This is a genomic window from Rhizobium croatiense, assembly GCF_019793465.1.
GTDB lineage: Bacteria > Pseudomonadota > Alphaproteobacteria > Rhizobiales > Rhizobiaceae > Rhizobium > Rhizobium croatiense.
On the sequence record NZ_JAILYJ010000008.1, the window covers coordinates 118,139 to 127,632 of the forward strand.

General features: G+C 61.9%; 11 protein-coding genes. 6 read left to right on the top strand and 5 right to left on the bottom strand.

Going from position 1 to position 9,494, the window contains the following annotated elements; translation table 11 throughout:
- Nucleotides 1-84 precede the first annotated feature (84 nt).
- Entirely contained in the window at nt 85-1,620 is a 1,536-nt protein-coding gene (locus tag K6M89_RS14910) for a sensor histidine kinase (RefSeq protein ID WP_097579774.1), read from the top strand.
- A 1-nt stretch (nt 1,621) separates the two neighbouring features.
- Here the strand turns inward: K6M89_RS14910 and K6M89_RS14915 are convergent, their stop codons facing one another.
- Nucleotides 1,622-2,005, bottom strand: a complete 384-nt coding sequence (locus K6M89_RS14915) for a diacylglycerol kinase (protein ID WP_222139953.1) — start codon at nt 2,003-2,005, stop codon at nt 1,622-1,624.
- A gap of 144 nt (nt 2,006-2,149) precedes the next feature.
- Nucleotides 2,150-3,166: a nicotinate-nucleotide--dimethylbenzimidazole phosphoribosyltransferase gene (gene cobT, locus K6M89_RS14920; RefSeq protein ID WP_222139954.1), complete on the bottom strand. Its 1,017-nt coding sequence runs from the start codon at nt 3,164-3,166 to the stop codon at nt 2,150-2,152.
- A 152-nt stretch (nt 3,167-3,318) separates the two neighbouring features.
- Here cobT and K6M89_RS14925 point away from each other — a divergent pair, with 152 nt between their 5' ends.
- From K6M89_RS14925 to K6M89_RS14935, 3 genes are read left to right on the top strand one after another with little or no spacing between them, the layout of a single operon-like run.
- Complete coding sequence (locus K6M89_RS14925) at nt 3,319-4,101, top strand: adenosylcobinamide-GDP ribazoletransferase (protein ID WP_222139955.1); 783 nt, start codon at nt 3,319-3,321, stop codon at nt 4,099-4,101.
- A gap of 18 nt (nt 4,102-4,119) precedes the next feature.
- A complete protein-coding gene (locus K6M89_RS14930) occupies nt 4,120-4,332 on the top strand; it encodes a DUF1289 domain-containing protein (protein WP_097579770.1) in 213 nt (70 codons plus the stop codon).
- Nucleotides 4,332-5,033, top strand: a complete 702-nt coding sequence (locus K6M89_RS14935) for a TIGR02281 family clan AA aspartic protease (RefSeq protein ID WP_222139956.1) — start codon at nt 4,332-4,334, stop codon at nt 5,031-5,033. The genes K6M89_RS14930 and K6M89_RS14935 overlap by 1 nt, the downstream gene beginning before the upstream one ends.
- Before the next feature lie 10 nt (nt 5,034-5,043).
- Here K6M89_RS14935 and K6M89_RS14940 read toward each other — a convergent pair whose 3' ends face one another.
- On the bottom strand, nt 5,044-6,312 hold the full coding sequence (locus K6M89_RS14940) for an MFS transporter (protein ID WP_222139957.1): 1,269 nt from the start codon (nt 6,310-6,312) through the stop codon (nt 5,044-5,046).
- A 436-nt stretch (nt 6,313-6,748) separates the two neighbouring features.
- Between K6M89_RS14940 and K6M89_RS14945 the strand changes: the two genes are divergently transcribed.
- On the top strand, nt 6,749-7,186 hold the full coding sequence (locus tag K6M89_RS14945; RefSeq protein ID WP_222139958.1) for a DMT family transporter: 438 nt from the start codon (nt 6,749-6,751) through the stop codon (nt 7,184-7,186).
- A 24-nt stretch (nt 7,187-7,210) separates the two neighbouring features.
- On the opposite strand, the gene K6M89_RS14950 is transcribed toward K6M89_RS14945, so the two are convergent.
- Nucleotides 7,211-7,633, bottom strand: coding sequence for a hypothetical protein (locus tag K6M89_RS14950; protein ID WP_222139959.1), 423 nt, complete (start codon nt 7,631-7,633; stop codon nt 7,211-7,213).
- A gap of 140 nt (nt 7,634-7,773) precedes the next feature.
- Between K6M89_RS14950 and K6M89_RS14955 the strand changes: the two genes are divergently transcribed.
- Entirely contained in the window at nt 7,774-8,709 is a 936-nt protein-coding gene (locus K6M89_RS14955) for a LysR family transcriptional regulator (RefSeq protein ID WP_222139960.1), read from the top strand.
- On the opposite strand, the gene K6M89_RS14960 is transcribed toward K6M89_RS14955, so the two are convergent.
- Nucleotides 8,660-9,397 carry an SDR family oxidoreductase gene (locus tag K6M89_RS14960; RefSeq protein WP_222139961.1) on the bottom strand — a complete coding sequence of 246 codons (738 nt, stop codon included), beginning with the start codon at nt 9,395-9,397 and terminating at the stop codon, nt 8,660-8,662. The genes K6M89_RS14955 and K6M89_RS14960 overlap by 50 nt on opposite strands.
- Nucleotides 9,398-9,494 lie beyond the last annotated feature (97 nt).

Sequence of the window (9,494 nt, forward strand, 5' to 3'; positions counted from 1 at the left end):
AATCCTTGGCAAAGATGGCAAACATCTTCTTAAGAATTGCCGGTTAAGCTCTTATCCACCCTGGGATGAAGTTTCAACGTGCACATGAGTACCGGCGTAAGCACATCGACCGACAAGATTATCGTCGACAGGTCGCGCAGCCACCGCAACAAGGCCGTTTCCAAGGCCGTGCGGCAGACGCGCGAACGTCTTCAGTCCGGCCATGCGTCCAATTCCTCCTTCGATCGTGATGTACTCAAGATGTACATCGCGTCGATGCTGCAGGGCGCGACGATCATGCCGCTCTTTGTCGTCATCATTACCGGCCTTGGCGTTTATTTCACCCAAGATACCCGATTGCTCTTCTGGGCGCTGCTGACGCTCACCTGCCACACCGGCAATATCCTGCTGGCGCGGCGCGCGCGCCGCCAGGAAATTACCGCCGAGAGCGCCCGCAAATGGCGCCGTCTGCTGCTTTCCGGCCAATTCCTGGTCGGCTGCTGCTGGGCCGTCTTCGCGCTGCAGAGCTGCGACACCTGCGAGCCGTCGAGCTTCATTCTCTATAAGGGCGCAACATTGCTGATTGCGCTCTCCGTCACGGCGATGTCGAATTTCATGCTGACGCCTGCCGTGCTGGTCGCCTTCGCACCGGCGGTTCTGGCGCTCGGCGCCAAGAGCGGCCTGTCGCGCGACCTCCTCGAAATCAGCCTGACCGGGCTGTTCACGACCACCCTGGTCTTCTTCAACTATATCAGCGACCGGCTGTTCAAATCGAACCTCAGGATCCTCTCCTATCAGTCGGAGAAAGACGACCTGATCGCCGAGCTGGAAGTGGCGAAATCGATGTCTGACGAGGCGCGTCGCCGCGCCGAGGAGGCAAACCTCGCCAAGTCCCGCTTCCTTGCCTCCATGTCGCACGAACTAAGGACCCCGCTCAACGCCATTCTCGGCTTTTCCGAGGTGATGTCGGCCGAAGTCATGGGGCCGCTCGCCAATCCGACCTACAAGGAATATGCCGGCGACATTCATCGCTCCGGCCAGCATCTGCTCGATCTGATCAATGAAATCCTCGACCTGTCGCGCATCGAGGCCGGCAAATACGAACTGAGCGAAGAGGCGATCTCACTACTCGATATCACCGAGGATTGCATCGGCATGGTGCAGCTGCGCGCCCGAGCCAAGAACATCGCCATTTCGGATCAGTTCGAGCGGCAATTGCCGGCCATCTGGGCGGACGAGAAGTCGATGCGCCAGGTGGTGCTCAATCTTCTCTCCAATGCCGTCAAATTCACGCCGCAGGGGGGCGAAATCCACGTCAAGGTCGGCTGGACGGCCGGCGGCGGCCAGTACATCTCGATCAAGGATAACGGTCCCGGCATTCCGGAGGAAGAGATTCCAGTTGTCCTCTCGGCCTTCGGCCAGGGCTCGATCGCCATCAAGAGCGCCGAGCAGGGCACCGGCCTCGGCCTGCCGATCGTCCAGGCGATCCTTGCCAAACATGACGGACAGTTCCTGCTGAAATCGAAGCTGCGCGAGGGTACGGAGGTCATCGCCATCCTGCCCGCCAAGCGCGTGCTCCAAAGCCTGCCGGCCGTCGAGGAGGCTCAGGCTGTTGCGCGCAAGCGCAAGAGCTTTGCCTGATTCAACCAAAAAACAGGTGTTTGCCGATAACGAAGCCGAGATAAAGGCAGCACGCGGCGATCATGCAGGTCACCGCGAAGGAACCGAGATCCTTGGCATGTTTGCCGACGATCGAAATCTCCGGTGAAATCCGGTCGATCACCTCTTCGACGGCGGTATTCATCGCCTCCATCGAAAAGAGCCCGAGAAACAGTAGAACCGCGACAACGATCTCGCCGGCCGTCGCGCCCACCAGCGCCAGCGCTGCGATCGAAAGGACGAAGAACCCAAGTTCCTGGCGGAAGGCTGCCTCTTTCAGCACACGCAGAAAGCCCGCCCAGGAGTAGCTGGCGGCGGCGATGAAATGCCGAAAGCCGGTCTCTTTCGTCACCGCAGGCTTGGTCAAGACGCCCTCTCCTCTTCCCGTTGCGCCCCAGACCGGGGACGGACTTTGCCATCTCCCTTTGGCGGGCAAATACGCAGATACCCATTCCACCTCGGCGGCGCAAGCGAACCGGAGCCCGGATCACCGGTGCTGCCGGCCGCAGCCTCAGGCCTTGCCGCTCACGCCGGCCTGGGCAAAGGTTGCCATCCCGGAATGACAGGCGGCGGCCGCCTTGACGATGCCGGCGGCCAGCGCCGCACCGGTGCCTTCGCCGAGCCGCATGCCGAGCGCCAGAAGCGGCGTCTTGCCAAGCATCTCGATCGAGCGCAAATGCCCGGGTTCGGCCGAGACATGGCCGATCAGGCAGTGATCGAGCGCGGTAGGGTTTGCGGCTTTAAGGATCGCCGCCGCGGCAGTCGCGACATAACCGTCGATCAGCACCGGAATGCGCTCCATGCGGGCGGCAAGAATGGCGCCGGCCATCGCCGCAATCTCGCGCCCGCCGAGCCGCCGCATGATCTCGAGCGGATCGTCGAGATGGTCGCTATGCAGCGCCACTGCCTTTTCGACCGCCGTAATCTTGCGCTCCAGCATCTCGCCTTCAGAGCCGGTGCCGGGTCCCACCCAGTCCCGCGCCGAACCGCCATAGAGGGCATAGTTGATCGCAGCCGCGATCGTCGTATTGCCGATGCCCATCTCGCCGATGCACAGCAGATCGGTGCCGCCGGCGATCGCTTCCATGCCGAAAGCCATGGTCGCGGCGCAGTCACGCTCGGAAAGCGCCGCCTCCTCGGTAATGTCGCCTGTGGGATAGTCGAGTGCCAGGTCGAAGACTTTCAGGCCGAGATCATAAGCGACGCAAATCTGATTGATCGCCGCACCGCCGGCTGCGAAATTCTCGACCATCTGCTGCGTCACGGCCGGCGGAAACGGCGTGATGCCGTGCCTGGTGACGCCGTGATTGCCGGCGAAGATTGCCACCAGCGGCCGGTTGACGGCGGGTGGGCGGCCGGTCCAGGCGGCGAGCCAGAAGGCGATTTCCTCGAGCCGTCCGAGCGCACCCGGCGGCTTGGTCAGCTGCGCGTCGCGTTCGCGTGCGGCCACCAGCGCGCGGGCATCCGGCCCCGGCAGGTCGCGGAGCAGGGTACGGAAATCGTCGAACGGCAGGCCTGAAACGCTCATCTGTGCGGTATTCCTATGAATCGGCTATTCTTGTTTTTTCCACGCAAATCAGCTTCTTTGCGGTGGCTCTCTCTTAAAGCCGGCGAACGAAGCGAACAACACCAAAAGCGCCGCCGCGACCATAAGCCGGGCCTCCGGCAGAACGAAACAGAATGAAGATCAAGGATTATGCGGTCGATACCGCCCGCGCCGTCGCCTTCCTCAGCCGCGTTCCCATGCCGCCAGCGCTGTTCAACGGCTATGACGGCAGGCTCGGCCGCCTGGTGCGCGCCTTTCCCTTCGCCGGCCTTCTCATCGGCTTTGTCCCAGCCCTTGCCCTCCTCCTTCTTCTAGGCCTGCGCGCAGATCCACTGGTGGCCGCACTGGTCGCACTTGCCGTTCAGGCTCTTGTCACCGGCGCGCTGCACGAAGATGGTTTGGCCGATACGGCCGACGGCATCGGCGGCGGCAAGAGCCGCGAACAGAGCCTCAGCATCATGAAGGACAGCCGGATCGGCGCCTATGGCGCAATCGTACTCATTCTCTCCTTCGCGATCCGCGCAGCAGCGCTTGCCGCCATTGTCCGCCATTCCTCGCTGCTCGCAGCAGTGCTTGCCATTCCCGCCGTCGCGGCGCTGAGCCGCGGCGCGATCGTCTGGCATTGGCAGCGGCTGCCGCCGGCAAAGGCCGATGGCGTGGCGGCCTCCAACGGTCAGCCGGATGAGGCGTCGATGCATTTTGCGCTCGTTTCGGCCGGTCTCCTCGCAACGCTTCTGATCTGGCCGGCATTCGGCTTGCAGGCGCTCGTCGCCAGCCTGCTGGCCACCGGCGCCGCAGGATTTGCTTTCACCGTCTTCATCCACCGCCGGCTTGCCGGCCACACCGGCGACACGCTGGGGGCAACGCAGCAGATTTGCGAAATCGCCACTTTTTGCGCCCTTGCCACGGCTCTTTGAAACTCCGATATATCCTCCATGCAAACACCCTGCATTCACGTCTGTTCCATGGTTTCAGCCACCGGTTTTTGCGCCGGATGCGGCCGCACTCTTGAGGAAATTGGTGGCTGGATGACCTATACCGATGCCGAGCGCGGCGGGATCATGGCGCTGCTGCCGGCGAGGCTCGCAGCCGCTGCCACGAGGAGCCCCATGAAAACAAACTTCGCCGAACGGCCGGAGCGGCTCTGATGATCCGTTTGACTGTCTTCCTCGTCGTGATCGGCATCGGCCTTGCCGTGCTTATCCTCAACAATGACGGCAGCCGCATCCTCGGCCTGCAAAGCGACGATTTCGGCCGCTTCGTTTATCTGCTGCCGATCGCGCTGATGCTGTCGGCCGGCATCTGGGGAAGCCGGCGCAGCGTCGGTGAAACCATGCGCCAGATGATGATCTGGCTGGTGATCATCCTGGCGCTCATCACCGTCTATCTCTACCGCCAGGAAGCACTCGGAGTCGGCAACCGCCTGCTCGCCGGCCTCGTTCCCGGCCGTGCCGTCGTCGTCACGACGAGCGAGGGGGGCGAGGAAATCATCCTGCACAAACTGTTGAACGGCCATTTCGAAGCCGACGTCAATGTCAATGGCCGAACGGTCGAGATGCTTGTCGACACCGGCTCCAGCATGGTGGCGCTCTCGCACGAGGATGCCGAACGCATCGGCATCGATCTCACCGGCCTCACCTACTCGATGACGGTCATGACCGCCAACGGCCGCAGCCGCGCAGCCCCGATCACGCTCGACCAGGTGGCGATCGGTCCGATCGTCCGCAACAACGTCGCCGCAAGCGTCGCCGAGGACGGTCGACTCGACCAGAGCCTGCTCGGCATGAGCTTCCTGGAAACGCTGGGCTCCATGCAGATGCAGACCGACGAATTGCGCCTGCGGGATTGAACCGGCGGATTTAATTTATCCCCGATCCGCTTTGTGCACGCTCTCGATGAGGAATGTTGACAAAAGCTGCGAAAAGCGCTGCCGACAAAGCAAGGGACGCCGATGTCAGCAACATCGCGAACAGCGTCGGAATCGCGCCGGCCTCCCGGAGAAACAGTCCGGCGATCGAAGCGATCAGCGCTCCGCCGGCGATCGACATGGCAGCGGCGAGGCCGGCAGCGGTGCCGGCGAGATGGGCACGAACCGACATCACCCCCAGATTGGCGGCGGGAAAGGTCAAGCCATTGCCGATACCGATGAACATGCAGGGTCCGAAAAACGCCAGGATATGTGTGACGCCCGACATCGACAGGGTCAGCCCTAGCAGCAGACCCATGCAGGTGGTTACGCGCGCAATAACGAGCGTGATGCTAAGCGATTTTCCCGCCAATCGGGTAGCGAGATAGCTGCCCAGAATGAACCCTGCGGGAACCATTCCCATGAAGAAGCCCAGCTTCGCGCTCGATCCGCCGAGCAGTGAACCGACGGCCAAAGATGCCCCTCCGAGAAAGATATAAAGAGTGCCGGTGGAACAGGCCATGCACAGCGTATACGCCCAGAACCGCGGCGAACCCAGGAGCTGCCGATAGGAGGCAAGGTAATTGCCTCTCGGTCTCGACGCATGTCTGGCGGTCTCCTTCAGCTCGCGCATGGAAATCGCAAGGATGGCTGCGCCAAGCAGCGCGAGAGCAACGAAGATCGCCCGCCATCCGAACGCCTCGTCCAGAACGCCGCCGAAACTCGGACCGAGCATCGGCGCGATTGCCCAACCCATGGCGGCGTAGCCGATCCTGTTGGCAGCCTGGCCCTCGCCCGCCGTCTCCTTGATGACGACAAGAGCGACGCAGAAACAGGCCGCGATCGACGCTTGCATCACGCGAAACAACAGGAAAATGCCGATATTGGGAGCGAGCGCGCAGCCGATCGAAGCAACGATGAAAATCGAAACGGCGATCAGCGCGACCGGCCGGCGCCCGTAGCGATCCGACATCGCGCCGGCGACAATTTCCGTCAGGGCGTTGATGATGGCATAGCCCGCAATCGAAAGATTGACGAGGGCGAAATCGGCCTGAAACGTGGCTGCGATGTTCGGCAGCGCCGGCAGAAATATGTTGACCGGCAACACCGAAAGCGCCGTCAGCAGCAGGAGGGTCGTGCGTCGGGGCGCTGCTGTCGATGCCGTGGCCGTTTTTTCGGTCAGCCGGCTGCCGGAAGTCTGAACAAAGTTATCGCGTGTCATGGTCCTGCCCGTCTTGTCAGCGAGATTTCTGGAGAGTCTGACGAGGCGAGGCGCAATTCAGGGCACAAAAAAAGCCCCGTCAGGAGCTTGATTTACCGCGCATGGGGCTGATCGCCGGATGGTTACACCATCCTGCCCATGCGCTTTATCACCACGACAAGAACCATTGCGATCTTCATGACCGCTATGGCTACACCAATATTTCCGTCCCGTCAACGTGAGGTTTCACCGCCCGTTGGAAATGCACGCCGGAGAACCCGTGCGGCCAATGGCGCGATGCGGCTTTACGGTAGCTGCCGGATCTGTCACATTCGCTCGCAAAACAACAAGACCACAAAGAGCAACAAGAAACTCCTAGTCTGGTGGCACCCCGCATGTTCGATCGGCCTTCGCCTGGGGCGAAGGCTTGACCTATGGGTGCGACAGGAGTTTCGCGATGAATTCACTCTGGCCGATCGTCATCGGCGGCATTCTGCCCGCCATTTTCTGGGGCATCACCGCAATCTTCCAGAAGCAGAGCGCCACGTCCGCCACCGGCTCCGCCGTCTATCTGATCGCCTTCGGCGCCGCCTGTGCTCTCGCCGGCCTGATTGCCGCGCTGATCTGGCGCCCTGCCCCCTGGACCGCCGCAGGTCTTGGTTTTGCCGCCACCGCCGGCGCCTGCTTCGCTTTCGGCACCGGCCTCATCAGCTTCGCGCTCTTCGCTTACGGCGTCCCTGTCTCGAAACTCGCGCCGATCTGGAGCTGCAACGTGCTGGTGACGCTGGCAATCGGCGCCCTTTTCCTCGGTGAGGCCTCAGAGCTCAACACAGTCAAGCTGGCCGCTGGCACCCTCCTCATTCTCTCAGGCGCTCTCCTCGTCAGCAGCGCCTGAGGGGAAATGCGCAAGATAAGACAATCAATAGGAGACAAGGACTTCGCCGATAATAGGTCGCTGCCTTACAACCAGCGGAACCGCAATACCGAAGTCAGACTCGCCTAAAAAGATGTCGGCCGTAACTCGCCGGCTGGAAAAATCGATGCGCGATCGCGAACCCTTGAAGGAACAGGGATCAGACCTGCAATAGATGCGCAGTTCACCCCCCTTCAAGCCCGAATACACCGTAATCGCGAGATGGACGGCGGAATCGGCATGGTCGACAAGCTCGCAAGCAACCTCCGGGACGCATGACACCTCAGCAGAGATCGGTTCGTTTTGCCCCATGACCACGGCATAAGTAACTTTGACGGGCGCTGCGGCCTCGTGCGACCTGATTTCTTTTGGGTTTAAGCAGAGGAGCGTGGCGATCGCGAAGAATTCAAACACGCTGCTGATGATCATCCCCTTGCCCCCGCGACCGATGACAGCAACGCTGGACATTTTCCGTGTTAAAATTGCGGCGCTTCCCAGCCAAACGCTGCCTCATTGCCGCCCGGTCCTCTTTGTTGATATTCTGCGCCTGCGCAATGCCGGAACCTGACATGACTCCACGACAACTGAAGACATTCCTTGCGGTCATCCGCCACGGAAACCTCACGCGCGCTGCTGCCGAAGTCAATCTCGCTCAATCGAGTCTCAGCGACCAGATACAGACGCTGGAGGAGGAATTGGGAGCCGAGCTCTTTGTCCGATCCCGGCAAGGTGTCGTCCCCACGCCGGCAGGGGCAGCTTTGAAGGCCTATGCGGAAGAGATCTTGGCGCTGAATGGCGAGGCGAAGGACGCGGTCCGCTTGGCCGCCGGCAACGCCGAACAATCAGTCATATTGGGCACGCTCGAAACCATCGCCGCTGAAAGGCTGGCGCCCTGGCTCTCCCTCTTCGGCAGGCAAAACCCCGGCCTTGCTCTCAAACTCAAGGTTGGCGGCAGTGGCGATTTGCATGCGCAATTGCAGCACGGCTCGATCGACGTCGCCTTCACTTTCGATCGCGGCCATCAGGACGAGCGGTTCGCGACGCGCCATATCTGCAGCGAACCGCTGGTGTTGATCGCAGGCCGCAACGCGCAGCCATCCTCATTTGAGAGCCTGGCGGCGCTGAGTACCGCCCACTTTGTTGCGACTGAAGCCGGCTGCGTCTATCGCCATCTGTTCGATACCGCCTTTGCGGAAGCGGGCGTGACGCCGCCGCCCATTGCGACGGAAGCAGACAGTATTGCGACGATCATTCGCCTCGTTGCATCCGGCACCGGCTATGGGCTTGTCCCGCGCCTCGCGATCGGACTGTCTCCGGCGCGTACCGATATCGTCGAATTGTCGTGGCCTGGCAAACCGCCAGCCGCTTCGCTGGTGATGACGTGGCGGCGTCGGCGCGTTCAGCCGCCGGCACTCGCCCTCATCCTGCAGTCAGCAAGCGAAAATCTCTCGCCGGTTAAACCAGCCGATGTCCACCTTCGACATGCAGGATCGTGCCTGTCGTGAAGCCGTTGCCGATGAGAAAGCGGATCGCGTCGGCAATATCCTCTGGCTGCCCGACCCGGCCTGCCGGCAGGCGCTCCGCCATCGCGTCCAGTGTCGCTTGTTTGGCGTCGCCGGCGACAAAGCCCCAGATCGGCGTATCGACCCATCCGGGCGATACGGCATTGATGCGGATCGGAGCCAACTCGACGGCAAGTGCTCTCACCAGGCCTTCGAGCGCCGCGTTGACGGCTGCGACCACCGATCCACGCGCTGCCGGTCGATAGGCGGCGACCCCTGAGGTATAGGTAATGGAACCCGCCGGCGGCAGATGGGCGGCGCCATGCTTCGCCAGCAGCAGCGGCCCGTAGAACTTGCTTTCGACCACCCGCTGGGCCGCCGCAAGCTCGATTGACGGCAGGAGCTGATAGGCGCCTTCGATATCGGCCGCCGTGCTGACAATATGATCCAGCGGTTCGCCGTCCTGAAACAGGGCTGCGACCTCCTCCTCCCGGGCTATGTCGACCGCACGTGTCGCAAGTTTCGGATGGTCGCCGAGGTGGCGGCGGGCTGCCGCGAGCCTCTCCCGGCTGCGCCCCGCAATCGTCACCGACGCTCCCTCCGCGAGCAGGTGTCTGGCAAGCGCCAGTCCCATGCCGGAACTGCCGCCGACGATCAACACCTTCGCACCTTCAATCCTGATAGCAGTCATCTCGCATCTCCATTTGAATGAGAAAGCAGATGCCCTGGACCGCAGCGGAAGAAAAACGGAAGAAATCGATAGCGTCATCGGAGTTTCCGATGACGCG

Coding starts and splice junctions, on each gene's coding strand:
- K6M89_RS14925 (WP_222139955.1), top strand. CDS start 3,319: ATGAAGATCAAGGATTATGCGGTCGATACCGCCCGCGCCGTCGCCTTC.
- K6M89_RS14950 (WP_222139959.1), bottom strand. CDS start 7,633: ATGATCATCAGCAGCGTGTTTGAATTCTTCGCGATCGCCACGCTCCTC.
- K6M89_RS14945 (WP_222139958.1), top strand. CDS start 6,749: ATGAATTCACTCTGGCCGATCGTCATCGGCGGCATTCTGCCCGCCATT.
- cobT (WP_222139954.1), bottom strand. CDS start 3,166: ATGAGCGTTTCAGGCCTGCCGTTCGACGATTTCCGTACCCTGCTCCGC.
- K6M89_RS14910 (WP_097579774.1), top strand. CDS start 85: ATGAGTACCGGCGTAAGCACATCGACCGACAAGATTATCGTCGACAGG.
- K6M89_RS14940 (WP_222139957.1), bottom strand. CDS start 6,312: ATGACACGCGATAACTTTGTTCAGACTTCCGGCAGCCGGCTGACCGAA.
- K6M89_RS14930 (WP_097579770.1), top strand. CDS start 4,120: ATGCAAACACCCTGCATTCACGTCTGTTCCATGGTTTCAGCCACCGGT.
- K6M89_RS14955 (WP_222139960.1), top strand. CDS start 7,774: ATGACTCCACGACAACTGAAGACATTCCTTGCGGTCATCCGCCACGGA.
- K6M89_RS14935 (WP_222139956.1), top strand. CDS start 4,332: ATGATCCGTTTGACTGTCTTCCTCGTCGTGATCGGCATCGGCCTTGCC.
- K6M89_RS14960 (WP_222139961.1), bottom strand. CDS start 9,397: ATGACTGCTATCAGGATTGAAGGTGCGAAGGTGTTGATCGTCGGCGGC.